The sequence below is a fragment of the Oerskovia merdavium genome, assembly GCF_014836755.1.
Classification (GTDB): Bacteria; Actinomycetota; Actinomycetes; order Actinomycetales; family Cellulomonadaceae; genus Oerskovia; species Oerskovia merdavium.
The window spans coordinates 84,483-102,306 of record NZ_JACSQF010000002.1 but is presented as its reverse complement, the minus strand read 5'-3'; the positions used below and the strand labels follow the sequence as shown (position 1 = coordinate 102,306).

The 17,824-nt window shown below is 73.9% G+C and carries 16 protein-coding genes; 6 read left to right on the top strand and 10 right to left on the bottom strand.

Annotated elements, in window-relative coordinates:
* Positions 1-259: 259 nt before the first annotated feature.
* Positions 260-919, top strand: coding sequence for a hypothetical protein (locus tag H9641_RS02615; RefSeq protein WP_191800770.1), 660 nt, complete (start codon positions 260-262; stop codon positions 917-919).
* 39 nt (positions 920-958) lie between these two features.
* Here H9641_RS02615 and H9641_RS02610 read toward each other — a convergent pair whose 3' ends face one another.
* The 7 genes from H9641_RS02610 to H9641_RS02580 form a co-directional block, all read right to left on the bottom strand.
* Positions 959-1,543, bottom strand: a complete 585-nt coding sequence (locus tag H9641_RS02610; protein WP_191800768.1) for a hypothetical protein — start codon at positions 1,541-1,543, stop codon at positions 959-961.
* A gap of 202 nt (positions 1,544-1,745) precedes the next feature.
* Positions 1,746-2,402: a hypothetical protein gene (locus H9641_RS02605; protein ID WP_191800767.1), complete on the bottom strand. Its 657-nt coding sequence runs from the start codon at positions 2,400-2,402 to the stop codon at positions 1,746-1,748.
* 190 nt (positions 2,403-2,592) lie between these two features.
* Entirely contained in the window at positions 2,593-3,099 is a 507-nt protein-coding gene (locus H9641_RS02600; RefSeq protein WP_318244344.1) for an AAA family ATPase, read from the bottom strand.
* Positions 3,100-3,412: 313 nt separating this feature from the next.
* On the bottom strand, positions 3,413-3,829 hold the full coding sequence (locus H9641_RS02595; RefSeq protein ID WP_191800765.1) for a VOC family protein: 417 nt from the start codon (positions 3,827-3,829) through the stop codon (positions 3,413-3,415).
* Positions 3,830-4,041: 212 nt separating this feature from the next.
* Positions 4,042-5,631, bottom strand: a complete 1,590-nt coding sequence (locus H9641_RS02590) for a DUF7059 domain-containing protein (RefSeq protein WP_191800763.1) — start codon at positions 5,629-5,631, stop codon at positions 4,042-4,044.
* Between the two features lie 111 nt (positions 5,632-5,742).
* On the bottom strand, positions 5,743-6,171 hold the full coding sequence (locus H9641_RS02585) for a hypothetical protein (RefSeq protein ID WP_191800761.1): 429 nt from the start codon (positions 6,169-6,171) through the stop codon (positions 5,743-5,745).
* 73 nt (positions 6,172-6,244) lie between these two features.
* Positions 6,245-6,823: a hypothetical protein gene (locus H9641_RS02580; protein ID WP_191800759.1), complete on the bottom strand. Its 579-nt coding sequence runs from the start codon at positions 6,821-6,823 to the stop codon at positions 6,245-6,247.
* 169 nt (positions 6,824-6,992) lie between these two features.
* Between H9641_RS02580 and H9641_RS02575 the strand changes: the two genes are divergently transcribed.
* Positions 6,993-7,697, top strand: a complete 705-nt coding sequence (locus H9641_RS02575) for a TetR/AcrR family transcriptional regulator (protein WP_191800758.1) — start codon at positions 6,993-6,995, stop codon at positions 7,695-7,697.
* Positions 7,698-7,746: 49 nt separating this feature from the next.
* Here H9641_RS02575 and H9641_RS02570 read toward each other — a convergent pair whose 3' ends face one another.
* From H9641_RS02570 to H9641_RS02560, 3 genes are all read right to left on the bottom strand, one after another.
* Positions 7,747-9,285, bottom strand: coding sequence for a M20/M25/M40 family metallo-hydrolase (locus H9641_RS02570; protein WP_318244343.1), 1,539 nt, complete (start codon positions 9,283-9,285; stop codon positions 7,747-7,749).
* On the bottom strand, positions 9,282-10,799 hold the full coding sequence (locus H9641_RS02565; RefSeq protein WP_318244342.1) for an MFS transporter: 1,518 nt from the start codon (positions 10,797-10,799) through the stop codon (positions 9,282-9,284). The genes H9641_RS02570 and H9641_RS02565 overlap by 4 nt, the downstream gene beginning before the upstream one ends.
* A 199-nt stretch (positions 10,800-10,998) precedes the next feature.
* Positions 10,999-11,979, bottom strand: coding sequence for a LacI family DNA-binding transcriptional regulator (locus tag H9641_RS02560; RefSeq protein ID WP_191800753.1), 981 nt, complete (start codon positions 11,977-11,979; stop codon positions 10,999-11,001).
* Between the two features lie 119 nt (positions 11,980-12,098).
* Here H9641_RS02560 and H9641_RS02555 point away from each other — a divergent pair, with 119 nt between their 5' ends.
* The 4 genes from H9641_RS02555 (at position 12,099) to H9641_RS02540 (ending at position 17,787) form a co-directional block, all read left to right on the top strand.
* Entirely contained in the window at positions 12,099-13,898 is a 1,800-nt protein-coding gene (locus H9641_RS02555; RefSeq protein WP_318244341.1) for an HAD family hydrolase, read from the top strand.
* A gap of 75 nt (positions 13,899-13,973) precedes the next feature.
* A complete protein-coding gene (locus H9641_RS02550) occupies positions 13,974-15,014 on the top strand; it encodes a cell division protein FtsQ (RefSeq protein WP_225219870.1) in 1,041 nt (346 codons plus the stop codon).
* The gene (locus H9641_RS02545) at positions 15,014-16,852 is read left to right on the top strand and encodes an ABC transporter ATP-binding protein (protein ID WP_191800751.1); all 1,839 of its coding nucleotides are present in this window, start codon (positions 15,014-15,016) and stop codon (positions 16,850-16,852) included. The genes H9641_RS02550 and H9641_RS02545 overlap by 1 nt, the downstream gene beginning before the upstream one ends.
* The gene (locus H9641_RS02540; protein WP_318244340.1) at positions 16,849-17,787 is read left to right on the top strand and encodes an energy-coupling factor transporter transmembrane component T family protein; all 939 of its coding nucleotides are present in this window, start codon (positions 16,849-16,851) and stop codon (positions 17,785-17,787) included. The genes H9641_RS02545 and H9641_RS02540 overlap by 4 nt, the downstream gene beginning before the upstream one ends.
* Positions 17,788-17,824: the final 37 nt, after the last annotated feature.

The window sequence follows — 17,824 nt, the reverse complement described above, 5'->3', positions numbered from 1 at the left end:
TCGTGCTGGTCGGCTGGTCGGTCGGTGCTCGCCGATCGACGCCCCTTGGGCGAGCTGCCGCCCTTCCTCACGAGGACCGTCCGTCCCACCTGCCGCACCGAGCATCCTAGGCGCCGGGGCCCACGATCCCGGGATCGGCACGGCCACCCGACCCCCTGTGCTCGCCGACCTTCCCTCCCTCGAACGATGTACGCGAGGCGAGCGAAGATCGGCGAGGTGGGCGACGCCGTCGGGCACCTTCCCGACCAGCATGGACACCATGCGCACCCTCCTGGAGAACCCGCTGGTCCTGCTGGTCCTCGCGTGCGAGGTCGGCTTCTGGGTCGTGCTCGCCGCCGGGCTGATCGCTCGGTACCTGCTGCACCGCCGCCGGCTGAGCACGATCCTGCTGGTCAGCGTCCCCCTGATCGACCTGGTGCTCGTGAGCGTGTCGATCGCGAGCGTCGCGGGCGGGTCACCGCCCGAGGCCGTGCACGGGCTCGCGGCCGTGTACCTGGGGTTCACGGTGGCGTTCGGGCACTCGATCGTCCGCTGGGCCGACGCGCACGCCGCGTACCGCTTCGGCGACGGGCCGAAGCCCGTCGAGCCGCCGAAGGACGGCCTCGCGGGCCTGCTCCACGAGACCAAGGAGCTCGGGAGGGCAGCGGTCGCCGCGGTGATCGCGCTCGCGGTGATCGCGACCCTGTCGACCGTCGCCGGGACCGGGCTCGTGCCTCCCGCCCAGTGGCCGGGAGACCCGCTGTGGGGGTGGGCGCTGCGCGTCGCGATCGTGCTCGGTGCGTGGGTCGTGTTCGGCCCCGTCTGGGTGCTCCTCGGGTCCGGAGGCAGGTCGCGGGAGACGCAGGGTGCGCGGCACGAGCACGACGACCGGACGGTGCCGACGGGGCCGCGCTGCGGGCGAGCCGGGCGATCCGGGTGAGCCGATGTCCTCGGCGAGCTCGGGCGCTCCCCGGGCCGGTCACCGGTCGGAGAGCTCGCGCGGCTCGAACGGGGGGCGGTCCCCGTACCGGTCGAACATGTCGAGGTAGCGCGACCCCCACGAGACACGGGTGATCTCGTCGAGCCCGAACCACCTCGACGCCGCCTCCCAACGGCCGGCCGTGTCGATGAACCGCAGCCCCAGACCCTCGTCCGTCAGGTCCCCCACGGCTCCGGGGAAGTACTCGCCGGGAGACTCGCCCTCGACGTGCACCGCGAGCAGGCGGCTCGTGCCGGCGACCGACCGCACGACGCCCTCGACGGACGCGAGGTCGACAGCGAGGTCCGGGTGCGGGAGCGGCCAGGTCCCGAGCCCCGCAGCAGCGCGCTCGACGAGACGCTGGTTCGCGCGTCGCAACCGGCGGACCTTCGTGACGTCCTCGGTCCGGATCGCCTCGTAGCCGTCGGCGTGAGCCCAGTCCGCCAGCGACCCGACGAGTGTCCACACCCCCGTCGCCAGCACCACGCCGTCCAGCCGGTCGGTGTCGGGGCCCAGGGTGCGGCGGTGGATCGTGACGACGGCGCCGGTCGTGCGGGCCTCGTCGAGCGAGACGGTACGGGACATGGCCGGAGCGTAGCGCCCCAGGTCTCTGATGCAGGACCGGATTTCCGACCTGGTCAACGCGGGTGGGACGGCGGCTCGATGTGGGGTCGAGGAGACGCTGGTCGAGCATGCGGTGGGGACCCGTCGAGCATGCGGTGGGCGTCCGGTCTGGCCCGGATCGTGACGGCAACCGCATGCTCGGCAGCGGGCTACGGGGCCCGCGTCAACGATCGGCCGCGAGGAACACCAGCCCGTCGGGCTCCTGAACCAGGAACGCACGGTCGCGCGGAGCAGGTACCGACAGTTCCGTCCCGACCGACAGCTCGTCGTCACCTGCGACGTCGAACCCGATCACAGCGCGCCGGAACGGGACGGAGACGTGCACCGCTCGGCCGATCCGGGCCAGCCACTCGTCGAGTGGCCGCCGCCAGACATGAGACTCGACCCCGGACCGGTCCCCGAACGGGAAACCGCCGACTTCGACGCCCGCGGAGGCCAGGCCGGCAAGCGGCAGGAAGAGGACCAACGAGCATCCGGCCGGACCGGACCCCGGGTCCTCGACCGCGTCCAAGGCGTCACGCAGGAGCAGCACTCCGCAGGCGGACTCGCGCCCAGCGGGAAGGAGCACCCTGCCTCGCAGCTGTCGTCCCTGGGCCAGCGCCTCGGCGGCGAGCCGCAGCCCCTCGGCGGTCGTCAGGTCCGGGACGACCGGTCCCGCTGCCGTGTCGATCGTCGCCCCCGAGAGTCCTGCGGCGGCGGCCAGCGCCTTGATGCCGTCGCCGAGTCTCCCCTGGTCGCTACCGTCCATCAGCAGGGCCAGCTCGTAGAAACCTCCCCTCCAGTGCCTCTCGCCCGTCGCCCCGGGTCGGCTTCGTCTCATGGGACGAGGGTGCGGTGCGCACGAGGCGAAGTCCATCGGTCACCATGCCGAGCATGCGGTGGGCGTCCGGTCTGGCCCGGATCGTGACGGCAACCGCACGCTCGGCAGCGGACCGCGAGCCACTCGTCGCGCACACCCGAGCCCCGAACCGCGAGCCAGGTCCCCGAGCTCGAGGCCCTCGAGCCCGACGTCAGCCGTCCAGCCAGTCCTTGGCCGCTGCCAGCAGCTCTGCGTCGTCGAGCGAGGCGTCGAGCCTCAGCCGTGGGTCTGCCCAGTCCGCGAGCGCCCGGGCTCGCGCGGCGAGCGAGTCCCAGCCGGGCTCGGGCAGCGCGGGGTAGCGCGAGCCCCTGGTCACGAGGCGCTCGCGGTGCAGCCGCTCGTCGGCGAGGTAGACCTCGACGAACCAGAGGCGGGTGCCGGTCCGCGCGGCGAGGTCGATCCACTGCTGCCGGGCCGCGGGGTGGTCGTTGACCGCGTCGACGATGACCGCGTTGCCCAGCAGCAGGTTCTCCTGGGCGACCGACTCGACGGCGAGGTACGCACCCAGGCCCGTGGCGTCGTCGTGCACCGCGCCGGCGCGCAGGAACGCGTCCTCGACGGGGTCGACGCTGAGCATCACCGCGCCCAGGTCACGCGCGAGCAGACGCGCGAGTCGGCTCTTACCGGTTCCGGGCAGTCCAGCCATGGCGATCAGCACGATCGCGAGGATAGGCCCGTCATGTTTCGGGACGGGGTCGAACGTCGGAACGGAGTCGAACATGTGGTTGTCGTCCAGGTGGCGATGTCCACGGCGGTCCGGGTGGCGACGTCCACTGCCGGCGAGGCGGCTCCCGTCCGCCGCCTGGATGACGACGACCGCACGCTCGACACCGCGCCGGGGTCGAGCACGAGGTTACGGTCGTATTCCCCGGGAGAACGACCGCAACCTCGTGCTCGGCGCACCCGGTGGCGGGCACCGGCACCCAGGGGCGCCAGCTGCACCCGGTTGCACACCCGACAGACCGCGGGGCTCAGCCTCCCTGGGCCGCGACCTCGGCGTCGCTGCGCAGGATGCAGAACTCGTTGCCCTCGGGGTCCGCGAGCGTGAACCATCCCGAGCCGTCGGGACGGCGGTGGTCGGCGAGCTGCGTGGCCCCCAGGCCGAGGAGCCTCTCGGTCTCCTGCTCACGGGTCCCGTCGACGGGGCGCAGGTCGAGGTGGAGCCGGTTCTTGAGCTCCTTGCCCTCGGGCACCTCGATGAACAGCAGGCGCCCACGGCTCTCCGCGGGTGCGTCGCCGCCGGCCGGCGGGAAGATCATGCACTCCTGGTGGCCGGGCAGGTTGGGGTCGTCGGGGTCCTCGACGTAGCCGAGGACCCCGCTCCACCAGACCGACTGGGCGTAGGCGTCGCGGGCGTCGATCGTCGTGTGCTGGATGCGAGAGGTCATGGGCTCAACCTAAGGACGGCGGGTCCGTGGCGCAGCAGGAATTCCGGTCGCGACCGTCGTCAGGGTCAGGGGCTCGGGTCCCGGCCCTGGCCCCCGCGACGAGCATGCGGTTGGCGTCAGGCGAGCATGCGGTGGCCGTTCGAGATCGACAGATTCACGACGCCAACCGCATGCTCGGCACCCCACACCGCCACTGCACCGGGACGCCCCCCTCACGGCACCAGGAAGCCGTCCCGCACGAGTCCCCGCACCGCGGGCAGCAGCTCGCCCGCGAGCTCTCCGGCCGGCACCTCGAACAGCGACGCGATCGCCCCGATCAGCTGCCCCACGGTGAGCTCGCCGTCGCTCGCTCCCACGAGCGCCGCGAGCCCTGTCGACGCCTGGATCCCGCGGCCCAGCCCGTCGCCCTGCCGGACGATCACGACGTTCGGGTCCTCGGCGCCGGGCGTCAGGTAGCGTTCCTCGGTCACGTCGGGCGCCACGGACAGCCGGGACGACGCGAGGGCGGCGTCGTCGCGGGCCTCGAGCCAGTCGTGGGCGGCGAGCGAGGCCGCGAGGTGACCGCCGAGCGGCTGGCGCACCGACCCCGTGTGCTCCTCGAGGCGGCGCAGGCTCACGCCGTGGCCCGCACCCGGCTTGCGGAGCGTCACGATCCCGAACCCCACGGCCTCGACGTCGCGCGTCGCGAAGTCGTCGAGCCACGCCTCGTACGACGCTGCCCACGCCCCGGGCTCGCGCTCGGGCGTGGTGCCACCGTCACGGATCCACGTCTCGGCGTACTCGGCCGGGTCGAGGACCTCGCGCTGGATGATCCAGCCGTCGAGCCCGGCCTCTTCGAGCCAGGCCCCGACGCGCTCGGTCCACGGCTCGCCCCGCCGGTGCTCCCAGTTGCCGAGCATCTGCGCGACACCGCCCGGCGCGAGCACGTCGCCGACGCCCAGGACCAGGTCGCGCACGAGGTCGTCTCCCGCGCGGCCGCCGTCGCGGTACTCGTACTCGGGAATGGCACCGTCGGCGGTCGACGCACCGCGGGGGGTGATGACGAACGGCGGGTTGGAGACCACGAGGTCGAACTGCTCGCCCGCGACGGGGTCGAGCATCGAGCCCTCGCGCAGGTCGAGGCGCACGCCGTCGAGGGCCGCGTTGAACTCGGCGAACCGCAGCGCGCGCCGGGAGATGTCGGTCGCGACGACGGACTGCGCGTGCCGCGACGCGTGCAGCGCCTGGATGCCGCACCCGGTCCCGAGGTCGAGCACCCGCCCCACGGGAGTCCGCATGGTCACCTGTGCGAGCGTGATCGAGGCCCCGCCCGCCCCCAGCACGTGGTCTCCCGCGAGGCGTCGCCCGGTCGCGAGCTCGCCCAGGTCGGAGGCCAGCCACCACGTGACCGGACCCGCCGCGTCGGCCGCGGCGTAGGGGCGCAGGTCGGCCAGTGCGCGCACGCCGTCGTCGGGCCCGTTGCCTGCCGCGGCCACGAGGCCGAGGCGCGCCGCGCCGTCCGTCCCGACCCCGGGCAGGGCGGCGTCGAGGTCCGCGCGGCGGACCTCGAGGCCCAGCAGGAAGAGCGCGGCGAGCACGGCGCGGGGGTCCTTCTTCCGGCCCGACGACGTCGCGCCCGTCGCGTCGTCGAGCGCGGCCCGGGCGACACGCAGCGCGGGCACCGCCTGCTCGCGGTGCAGGGCCGCTGCGGCGAGCGGACCGAGGAAGTCCTCGACGCCGTCGACCGTGTAGCCGGCTCCTTCGAGGTCGGTCCGCAGGAGCGGCAGGAGGCGTGGGTCGATCGCGGGTTCACCGAGGGGCATGCGCCTATCCTCCCCCGGTGACCCGGTGCCGCGCGCGACCGCACGCGAGGACGACAGAGGGGCGGGCCCGCAGCACGTGCTGCGGACCCGCCCCTCCGGGACGGCTGGACGTCAGGCCGTGCAGTTCTCGGTCGTCCACTTCTCGACGTTGTCCGCGGCCGTCTGGAAGTCGGTCGACTGGAGCGAGTCGGAGAGCTCGGTGGCCTTCTCCATGTAGTCGTCGGCCGTGGGGTCGAGCTCGGAGAGTGCCGTGAGCGTCTCCCCCATGTTCTCGAAGCCCTCGGTCAGCGTGGTCCAGTCGGCCGCGATGGCCTCGGGGGCCTTGGCGGCCTTGAGCTCGGTGACGAGCTTGTCGAACGCCTCGCCCGCGGCCGCGGGGTCGCTCGCGTCGACGTCGTTCATCGAGTCCTCGAAGCCCTCACCCGTCTCGCAGAACGCCTTGACGTCGGCGTCGCCGCTGCAGGCGGCGAGGGAGAAGGTCAGCAGGACGGCAGTCGCGAGGCCGCCGACGGTCTTGGTCAGGTTCTTTCGGTTGGTCATGCACACCATCCTGAAGCATTCCTGTGAGGATCACGGCGAGAATTCGCGCCCTGGGGACTTCTCCCCATCGGATTCACCCGGTGCAGGTCGCGTCCAGGTAGGCAGTCACGCGTCCCGAGGCCGCCGTCATGGCGTCGGTGTCGAGGTCCTTGCCCGCGTCGTCGAGCGCGCCGACGATCGACTTCGCGGAGTCGATGTCGGCCTTGGACAGGGCTTCGGCCGCGGTCGTGACGTAGGACGTGACGGTCTTCCAGTCGGCCGCGACCTCCGCGGGCGGCTCGACGCTCGTGAGCGCGACCCGCGCGTTCTCGAAGCCGGTCACCAGGGTGCGGGGGTGCTCGACGCTCATCGACACCTGGGCGGTGTTGGCCGCGGCCCAGGCCGCCTCCGTCTCGGCGCAGAACGACGTGTCGACCGCCGGGTCCGCTTCTCCGCCCGCGGCGGCGGCGGCCTCTGCGTCGGCGTCGGCTGCCGAGGCGGCGTCGGTCGCCGCGTCGACGGCCGCGCTGTCCTCGGCGGTCGAGGACCCGGTCGCAGCGGTCTTCGGCGAGGACTCGGCCGAGTCGGCGTCGCCGCCTCCCGAGCACGCCCCCAGGGCGAGGAGCGCGACGACGGCGAGCGCCGTCGTCGGGCGCAGGAACGAGGTACTCATACGTCCATCATCCTTGCTCGGCGCCCTCCTCCGAAACTCGCTGGTCACAGCAGCGGCGGAGCCCGGCGGCGCACCGGTTCGACGGGGCCCGCACGTCCGAGCCCACGTCCGGGCGGTGCCCGCGCGACATCTCGCGCCGGAATGCGCCTTTTCTCCCTAGGATGGGCCGGTGAGTGCGACACAGCGGGGACCGGTCGACCGGCCCGACGACGACCCCGGCAGCGCAGGCCACCCCTCGGGTTCCCCGACGACCCCGGCCGCCTCCCAGCCGCCGCTCCGACGGCACACCGAGGCCCGCACGCCCGTGCAGGACCGGAGCAACCTCCGCCAGCGCGCCATGGTCGAGGCCGCGGCCCGCCTGCTCATCACCGAGGGGTTCCCCGCCGTGACCCACCGCCGCGTCGCGAAGGCCGCCGGGGTGCCGCAAGGTTCGGCCTCGTACTACTTCCCGTCGAGCTCGTCGCTCGTCACCGCTGCGGTCGAGGCCGCCGAGGAGCTGCGGGGCTCGGCAGCGACCGAGCGTGCTGCGGCCCTCGCGCGCCGCGAGCGCTCGACGACCCGCACGGCCCGCCTGCTCATCGAGACGTTCTACGCGCCGTCGGTCGACGACTCGGTCGTCGACGTGCGCCTCGACCCCATGCTGACCGCGATGCGCGACCCCGCTCTCCGCCCCATCATGCGGGCCTCCCGCCCGCGCCTCCTGGCCGCGCTGCGGACCGTCCTGGACGCGAGCGGGTACCAGCACGTGACCGACGTCGACCTCCTGGGCCACTTCGTCGACGCCTCGCTCATGTCCGCGGCCTCCGACGGCGCCGAGCAGGTCCTCGACCGGGCGACCGAGACCACGGCACGGCTGCTCGAGCACTGGCGCTGAAGCGCCGCTCGGGCCCGGCGCCGGCCGTGGCCCGCCCCCGCGCGACGCCTCACAGCCCCCGCAGCAGCGCCCGGTAGAACACGACCCCGCGCCCCAGCGCGTCGATCGTCACGTGCTCGTCGACGCCGTGGATCGACTCGCGCTGCTCGCGCGTCATCGCGAACGGGCTGAACCGGTAGACGTGCTCGGAGATCTCGCAGAAGTGGCGCGAGTCGGACGCGCCGAGCATGACGTAGGGCGTCACGACCGCGTCGGGGTACGCCGCGCCGATCGACTCGCGGACCAGCGCGAACTGGTCTCCGTCGGTCGGCGACACGGGCGAGGGGTCCTCGCCCGAGACCACGTGCAGCTCGATCGTGGGGTCGTCGACGACGCGGCGGAGCCGCTCGACGACCGTCTCGACCGTCTCGCCCGTCGCGATCCGGACGTTCGCGTTGGCCTTCGCGGACGCCGCGAGGAGGTTGGCCCCGGGGCTGCCCTGGAGCTGGGTGATCGCGACGGTCGTGCGGACCATGGCGTTCGTCTCGGGGCTCACCGTCCCCAGGACCCGGGCGAGCGCGGGGCGGAGCTGGCGGGCGCTCGCGAACAGCAGCCGCAGCCCGAACGGCGAGTGGCGCCCGAGCGTGTCGATCATCTCGAGCGTCGGCTCGGGCAGGTGCGGGGGGAACGGGTGGTCGTCGATGCGCGTGATCGCGCGCGCCAGCCGAGCCGTGGCCCCTCCGCGCACGGGCGTCGAGGCGTGCCCACCGAGCGACTGCGTGCTGATCTCGAGGTCGAGGATGCCCTTCTCCGCGACGCCCACGACGGCCGTGGGCGCGGTCACGCCCGGGAACGCCCCCTCGACCACCGCCCCGCCCTCGTCGACCACGAGCCACGGGCTGATCTTGCGCTCGCGCAGCACGGCCACGGCCGAGCGTGCGGCGTCCCCCGCGGTCTCCTCGTTGTGCCCGAACGACAGGTAGACGTCACGGTCGGGCGTGAAGCGCTGGGCGAGCAGCGACTCGACCGCCTCCAGGAGCACCACGAGCGACCCCTTGTCGTCGAGCGTGCCGCGCCCCCACACCGCGCCGTCCCGGATCGCGCCGGAGAACGGGTCGCCCGACCAGTCCTCGGCCTCGACGGGCACGACGTCGTAGTGCGCCATGAGCACCGCGGGCGCCGCCGGTGCCGCGCCCTGCCGGCCGCGCCACCGGAAGAGCAGGCCGTGGCCCGCGACGCGCTCGAGCGTGAGCCGCTCGTGCACGCGCGGGTACAGCTCGGCGAGCCGTTCGACGAACGCCTCGAAGACCGCGGGGTCCTCCTCGCCGGGCACGCGCGAGGACACGGTCGGGATGCGCACCAGCGCACTGAGCCGCTCGGCCGTCCCGACGGCGTAGCTCGCCGGGTCGTCGCGCACCGCCTCGTCCTGGGGTCGGGTCGCGCGCGTCCCGCTGCCCGCGAACCGGCCCGTGCGCACGTCCGCACCCTGGGGCGTGAACCGCGCGGCCCGGGCGACCCCGGCGCCGACCAGGGCGACCACTCCTGCGGTGAGGGCGCCCGCGACGGCGCGTGCCGCCGTCGGGCCCTGTCCTGTGCTCCTGCTGCTCACTGCTGCGCCTCCTTGACGACGACGGGTGCTCGCTGGGGGACGAAGGGCTCGACGGGCGCCGCCTCGGCGTCCGCGAAAGCGAGCCGCGGGACGAACGCGAGCACCACGGCCGCCACGACCGCCGTGACCCCGCAGATCGTCCAGACGATCATGTAGCCGCTGAGCGAACCGGCCGTGGCCTCGGAGCCGTCGAGCGTCGCGTGCGTGCCCGAGATCAGGGCCAGCGCGAACACGCACGACGCGAACGTGCCGCCGATGGTCTTGGTCGTGTTCGTCAGGCCGGTCGCGACGGCCGTGCGCCCCACGGGGGCCGCGGCCGCGGCCGCCGCGGGGAGCGCCGCCACGAGCGCTCCCGACCCGAGCCCCGCGACGACCATGTTCGTCAGGAGGTTCGCGGTGGTCTCGTGGAACGGCAGGAACAGCAGGTAGCCGACCGCGACGAGCGAGGCCGCGAGGATGAGCGTTCGCCGGGGCGTGAGCAGCCGGGTGATGCGCGAGAACGCGAGCGCCCCCAGCAGGCACGAGACCACGTACCCGCCCACGAGCAGCGAGACCGTCATGGACGACGCACCCAGGCCGTAGCCGTAGACCTCCGGGTCGGTGCGCGCGAACGTCGACAGCGGCCCCTGGGCACCCAGGATGCTGACCCCGAACAGGGCCGCGGTGACCATGATGGGCCACATGGTCGGTCGGCGAAGGACCCGCAGGTCGACGAGCGGGTCGGCCTGGCGCAGCTCGTAGCGCCCCAGGGGCCACAGCGACGCGACCCCGACCACGACGAGCCCCCAGGCCCACCACGTGCCGAGGCCGTTGGTGCGCATGAACGTGAGCCCCGCGCTGACGAGCAGCAGGGTCAGGCTCAGCAGGACCACGCCGCCGCGGTCGAGCGTGCCCTCGCCCTTCTCGGGCGACTCGGGGATGCGGAACCACACCACGAAGAACACGGCCGTCACGGCCATGGCGGGAATGCTCAGGGCCAGCCAGAGGCGGTCCTGGGCCAGCGCGCCCGCCTGCCCGCCGGCCAGCGCCCCGACGATCGCTCCCGCCTGGAGCGCGGCCACGATCACGCCGGTCGCCCTGCGGGTCAGCGACGGGCCGTCGGCACGGCCGCGCGAGCGCGCGTAGACGAGCGCGACCTGGAGCGGCAGCCACACCACGTAGAACCCCTGGAGCGACCACGCCACGAGGAACACCCAGAAGGTCGGCGAGAACGCCACGGCCCACGAGGCCGCGGCCGTCAGAGCCGTCGTGACGAGCAGCATCCGGCGGTAGCCGTGGATGTCGCCGAGCTTGGCGAAGACCGGCACGACCATGGCCGAGAGCAGCAGCTGGGCCGCCTCGAACCAGTTGACGTCGGCGTCGTGGATGTTCAGGTGCCGGGCGATGTCGGTCAGCAGCGGCGTGTAGAAGCCCTGGAGGATGCCGCTCGTGAACTCGACGAAGAACAGGTAGCCGACGATCCCGCCCGCGATCCCGCCGACCTTGAGCGCCGTGCCGTTGCCGGCCCTGTCCACGCGTCCTGGAACGCCTCTCAACATGTTCGCCTCCGCAGGGCCGGGTGGGACCGGCCTGTACCTGGCCCGCCGTTGGACCGCTCGGCAGGATACTAGGTACTTCACGTTTCACGTAGATGTCGAGGTCGGGGCCCCGGCCGTCCGTCCGCCGGCGGGGCGCAGCACGCCCTCGGGGGCCGCCTCCCCGGTCAGGACGCCGTCACGCCGGAGGCGGCGCGACCGTCGACCCGCGCACCACGAGGCGCGGGGCGAGCACCTCGTGCCGGTCCTCGCCCCGACCGCCCAGCCGTTCGAGCAGCAGCTCGACGGCGAGCGCCCCCATGCGCCCGCGCGGCTGGTGGACGCTCGTGAGGCGGGGCCGGGCCCGCCGGGCGAGGGCCGAGTCGTCGTAGCCGACGACCGCGAGGTCCTCGGGAACGCGCAGGCCCTGGTCGTGCGCGTGGTCCACGACGTCGAACGCCTCGACGTCGTTGCGCGCGAACACGCCCTGGTAGCCGTCCGCGACGAGGTCCGCGACCGGCACGTCGGGGCCGACGACCCGGATCGCCTCGGCCAGGCCGTGGCGACGCATGGCCGCCTCGTAGCCCGCTCGGCGCGCGAGGCCGGCGGGGCGGGCGCTCGCGCTCACGTGCGCGATCCGCGAGCGCCCGAGGCCTACGAGGTGGTCGACCGCGAGCGCCGCGCCCCGGGCGTCGTCGTTGGTCACGGTGTCGACGCCGTCGACCGCGCCGAGCGGGCGCCCGACCATGACGACGGGTGCGCGGCGGGCGGCGGCACGCAGGTGCTCCTCCTCGAGCCAGGAGCTGATGACGACGAGCCCGTCGACGTTGAGGCCCAGCAGCGTGTCGAGGTGGCGCGCGAGGTGCCCGCGGTCGCGCGACCCGTGGACGAGCAGCACCGAGAAGCCTGCGGTGCCCGCGGCCTCTTCCACACCCGTGACGATCTCGGTGTGGTACGGGTTGTCGAGGCTCGACAGGACGGCCCCGATGAGCATCGTGCGGCCCTGCTTGAGGCTTCGTGCGAGGGCGTTGGAGCGGTAGCCGAGGTCGTCGGCCGCGCGCCGGATGCGTTCGCGGGTGCGCTCGCTGACGCCCCGGTCGCCGCGCAGGGCGAGCGAGACGAGCGACTTGGAGACGCCTGCGTGAGCGGCGACGTCGAGGAGGGTCGGGCGGGGGTTCACCGGTCCATTGTCCCCTCTCGTCGGCTCGGAACTGGAACGTTCCAGAAGTTCGGGCGTGGTTTGCCTCCCGGACACCGGGCGGACGCCGGGCCGTCGCTTCCCGTACCTACGGTCCCACTGTGACCACGACCGACCTCACCCGCCCCGCGCCGCTCCCCGGCGCCACCGACCCGGCCGACGACGGCGCGATCCTCACGCTCGCGAGCGTCGCGCCCCGTGTCGCAGCCCGCCGCACGCCGCCCGGCCTGGGCGCGCGCCCCGACGCGCTGCTCCTCGACTTCGGCGGCGTGATCTTCCAGACGACCAAGCGCCCCGAGGGCTACGGCGAGCTCGCGACCCACCTCAGCGAGGTGCTCGGCCGCGCGGGCCACCGCTGGTCGCCCGAGACGCTCGAGCCCGTCCTGCGCGGCGGCGTCAAGGCTCTCAAGGACTGGAAGAACGCGTCGAGCCGGCGCCTCGCGCCGCTCGAGCTGGACCACCGGACCATCTGGCACGACTTCCTCGCCTCGCCCCTGCCCCTGGCCGCGCGAGAGGTCCTCGCAGGCAGCGCGGGCACGCTGCTGGCCCGTCTGACCGCGACCCTGAGCGAGCACACCGTGCGCCCCGGGATCCCCGAGCTGCTCGCGACCGCAGCCGAGCTCGGTGTCACGGTCGGGATCGTGTCCAACGCGCACTCGGGCCGCGCGCACCGCACGCTGCTGGCCGCGCACGGCCTCGACGAGGCGTTCGGCGTGCAGGTCTACTCGGACGAGGTCGGCCTCCGCAAGCCCCACCCGGGCATCATCGCGATGGCCGCGCGCGCGCTCGGCACGACCCCCGAGCGGACCTGGTACGTGGGCGACACGCTCGACCGCGACGTGGTCGCCGGACGCCGCGCCGGCGTCGGGGCCGTGATCCTCACGCGCCACCACAGCGACGTCCCGCCCTACCCCGTGACCGACACGGCCGATGCCGTGCTCGACACCCCCGAGGGGATCGCGGACCTGCTGCGCGCGTCGACCCGCCCTGCGGGGACGCCGGACGCGGCGCCGGGCGCCGCGGCGGAGGCGGCGGCCGACGCGCTCGCGGGACGCCCGTCGGCCCTCCTGCTGGACCACGGCGGCGTCGTCGTGACCTCGGTGCCCGACGACGCGGCGCGCCTCGCGTTCGGACGTCACCTCTCGCAGCGGCTCGCCGTCGCGGGGTACGCACTCTCGCCCGAGGAGGCGGTCGAGGCCGTGGCCGGCGCGCGCGTGCGCCACCGCGCCTGGAAGGACCGGCACGAGGGGGCACCCGCCGCGGGCACTCCCGCGGACCCCGCGGCCGGGCTCGTCGAGGACGTCGAGGAGATCGACGCGACGACCTTCTGGGTCGAGCTGGTCGGCCCGGCCCTTGCCCACCTCGGGGACGGGATCGAGGACTGGCTTCGCGCCGAGGCGTACGCGCTGATCCTCGAGTACGCGCGCTCCAAGAGCCTGCCGACCCTGCGCCCGGGGGTGCGCGACGTGCTCGAGGCCGCGCGCGCCGGCGGGGTCCCCGTCGCGATCGTGTCCAACACGGTCTGCGGACGAGCGGTCCGCGAGGAGCTCGAGGCGTTCGGGATCGACCACCTCGTGGGCGTGCACGTCTACTCGGACGAGCTCGGCTACCGCAAGCCCGACCCGGTCACGGCCCGCACGGCCCTGACCGCGCTCGGCGCCGACCCCCGGTCCGCGTGGTTCGTCGGGGACAAGCCCCACCGTGACGTCCTGGCCGCGCGCGGCGCGGGCGTCGGGACCGTCGTGCTCGTGCGCGGTGGGTCGAGCAGCGACGCGACCCTCGACTCGGCCGACGGCACCCTCCGGCCCGACCACGTGATCGCCGAGGTCGGAGACCTCCTGGCGCTCTGGTCCCCCGCGTCGCGGCCGTCGCCGACGCCCCCGCGGCGGCACGACGGCTGACCGGCAGCCCACGCCCTTCCCCTGACGCACCACCCGTCACCCACCGCAGCACCTACCGCCCCAGGAAGGCACACCATGAACGGCTCCGCGAGCTCCACCGCCCCGGCCCGTCAGTCCCCGCCCCCGTCGTCCGCCCGGAAGCCGGCCGCGCCCGTGAGCGCCCTGCGCCGCCGCCTGCACGACCCGGACGGCATCAGCAGCTCCCAGAAGCTCATGATCCTCGTGCTGTCGATGACGTTGTTCGGGGTCTCCGACATCGTCACCGGGATCGTGCCGAGCATCGAGGTCGGTCCGTTCGAGCTCGAGGTCGCGTACTTCGCGTTCATCCCGGTGGTCCTCGCCGCCCTGTTCTGCCCGCTGTGGGTCGCGATCGGCGCACCGCTCGGCGAGATGGTCTTCTCCGACATGCTGCTCGGCGACTTCGGCGGTCTGGGCGAGCTCGAGGGCTTCCTCCAGCTCCTGCTGGGCATCTACGTCGCGGGCTGCATCGTGCGCGACCCGCGCAACCGTCGTCAGCTCTTCGCCGCGGCGCTCGCCCTGGTCTCGATCGACAAAGTCTCCTCGGGGCTCATCGACCTCGCCAAGGTCGGGATCGGGATCGACCCGGAGACGCTTGAGGAGTCGAACGGGTTGTTCCAGGCGGTGCTGGTGTCCGAGTCGATCGAGCTCGTCATGGCGCTGCTCATCACGGGCGTCCTGTTCGGTGCCCTGCCGGCCATGTGGCTCGCGCCGCGCCTCTACGGGAAGATCGAGCCGCTCATGGGCCTGCGCCCGCGCGACCCCCAGAACCCGCCGCGGCTCGTCGGGCCGCGCGGCACGCCGTTCTGGCTCATCGGTGTCCTGGCGCTGCTCGGGGCCGTGGCGATCGGCGTGGTCTCGCAGTGGGAGGAGTTCGTGGGCCGCGAGGGCGGCCTCATGACGCTCGGCGCGTTCCAGCCCGACTTCGTCGACGAGTACGGCACGGCCTACCTCTGGGTGGCCCTCACGGTGGCCGCGCTGGCGGTCGCCGGGGCGTGCGTGCTGGTCGCGGTCCTGCGAGCCCGACGGCGCCGCGACGCAGGTGCGCCGCTCACCTCGGCCTCGCAGCAGCACGCAGCGGACCGGGGCGAGGTCTGATGCCCGCGCCGGCCATGGCGATCGAGGTCCGCGGGCTCACGTTCCGCTACCCGGGCGCCGAGGAGGACACACTGCGCGGGGTCGACCTGCGGATCGAGGCGGGCGACTTCGTCGCCGTGGTCGGCGGCAACGGGTCCGGCAAGACGACGCTGTGCAAGACGTTCAACGGCCTCGTCCCGCACTTCTGGTCGGGCGACCTCGAGGGCTCGGTCCACGTCCTGGGCCAGGACACGGCCGAGGTGGGGGTCGCCGAGCTCTCGCACAGCGTCGGATACGTCTTCCAGGACTTCGGCAACCAGCTCGTGCGCCCCACGGTGCGCGACGACGTCTCGTTCGCCCCCGTCAACTTCGGCCTGGCCGACTGGCGGGAGCGGACGACGACCGCGCTCGAGACCCTCGACATCACCTCGCTGGCCGACCGGTTCACCTGGCAGCTCTCGGGGGGCCAGCAGCACCTCACGGCCATCGCCGGTGCGATCGCGCTGACCCCCTCGGTGCTCGTGGTCGACGAGCCCGTGGCCGAGGTGGACCCGCACCGCGCCCAGGAGATCTACGAGCACCTGTCGCGGCTCAACCGGGAGCTCGGCATCACGATCGTCGTGGTCGAGCACCACGCCGAGTTCGTGGCCCGCTACGCCCGGTCGGTGGTCCTCATGGCCGACGGGCTCCCCCGCTGGCACCTGCCCGTGGCCGAGGCCCTGGCCCGGACCGAGGACCTCGAGGCCGCGAACATCCCGGTCCCGCAGGTCACCGCGGTCGCCCGGGCCTTCGAGCCGCACGGCCCCGTGCCCTCGACCGTCCCCGCGGCGATCGAGTGGCTGCGGGACCGGCAGCTCGCCGATCCGGCCCCGGCCCCGGCGACGCCGTCGGGGTCGGGTCCGGACCGGGGCACGGCAGCGGACAGACCCGTGGCAGACGACCAGGCGGCGGAGGCTCCGGGCGAGGGCACCGGCGCTCCGGGAGCGACGGCCCCGCACCGCGGCCCCGTCATCGCCCGCGTCGAGCGGGTCACCCGCGCCTACCGCACGCTCGCCGGTCCCCGGTCGGTCGTGATCGACGGGCTCGACCTCGACCTGCACGAGGGCGAGCGCGTGGCGCTCGTGGGTTCGAACGGTGCCGGGAAGTCGACCCTCCTCAAGCTCCTGTCCGGGCTCGACGTCCCGGACGCAGGGAGCGTGAGCGTCGACGGGACCGACACCCGGACCGTCTCGGCCGCTGAGCTCGCCGACACGGTCTGCTACCTGTGCCAGCGCCCCGAGGAGATGTTCCTCAAGGACTCCGTCCGGGCCGACGTCGCGATGCACCCCGCCGGACGCCGCGTGCCCGGGACCGCGGCGCTCGTGACCGAGGTCCTCGACCGCGTCGACCTGACCTCCCTCGCCGACCGTGACGGGCGGCTGCTGTCCGGCGGCCAGCAACGGCGGGCGACCCTCGCCGTCGGGCTCGCGATGCGGCCCCGCCTGCTGCTGCTCGACGAACCCACGTCGAGCCTCGACCTGCGCAGCCGCGACGACGTGATCGACATGCTCGCGGCCCTCGCGGCGCACATCCGGTGCACCGTGATCGCGACCCACGACATGCACCTGGTCGCCGAGTGGGCGGACCGGGTGATCGTCCTCGACCAGGGGCAGGTCGTCGCCGACACCGACCCCCGGACCCTCTTCTCGCGCCAGGACCTCCTGCGCCAGGCCCGCCTCGTCCCACCACAGGTCGTCCAGCTCGGGGCGGCCCTCGGGCTGGAGCCCGCCCCGCTGTCGGTGCCCGAGCTCGTGGCCCGGCTGTCCCTGCGGACCACGACCCCCGACGCGACCCTACGCACCAACGGGAGGCTCTCGTGAGCAGCACCACCGGCGCCACGACCACGCTGTCCGCGCAGGTCCCCCCGCGCCCGGCACCACGCACCGACGCTCCCCCTCCGACCGGTGCCGGGCGCGGGCGGTCCTCGCGACTCCGCCGGGCCGACAGCGAACGACTGTCGCTCGAGTGGATCAAGCTCGAGCTCATGCGTGTCGCCTACGCGACGCGCGGCGGGTTCCTCGCCCGGCGCGACCCGCGCGCGGTGCTCTTCTGGTACGCGCTGTGCGGGCTGGCACCGTGGTTCACGTACGACCTCACGGTGCTCGCGATCCTGTTCGTGATCGCGGCGGGCACCGCGCTCGCGGCAAGGATCGGGCCCCTCCTGCTCGGGGTGTTCGCGCTCGGGATCGCGGGGCAGTGCCTCTACCTGCTGGCGCTCGTCTGGTTCCTCCAGGGCGACGCGACCGCGATCCAGGGGCTCGCGGTCATCACGCTCAAGCTCGGCACGGTCTCGCTCGTGAGCATGGCCGCGTTCGTCTCTCTCGACCCCGAGAAGCTCTCCGACGCCCTCCTCGCGCTGCACGCTCCCGCGATGCTGGGGTTCGGGGTCAGCTACGGCTACCGGATGCTGCCGCTGCTGATCGACGAGTTCCACACGATCATCGACGGCCATCGTCTGCGCGGACCACGCGCGACCCGGCACGGCCTGCTCGGCTGGCGCACCGCACGGCGGGTCTCGCTCATCGTCGTCGAGTCGTTCTACCCGCTCATGCTCAACACGGCCAAGCGGACACGGACGACGGTCGAGGCCCTCGAGACCAAGGGCTTCACGACCGAGCGGCGTGACGACGCCGGCCGACGCATCCGCCTCGCGCACCTGGCGTTCGGGGCGGGCGACGTCGCGCTGCTCGCGACGTCGCTCGTCGTCGTGGTCGCGGCGTTCGTGGTGGGTACGACGTGGCCGGTGCTGGGCTGAGGGAGCGGGCCCGGGGGGGGCCCCGGCCGCGCCGGGC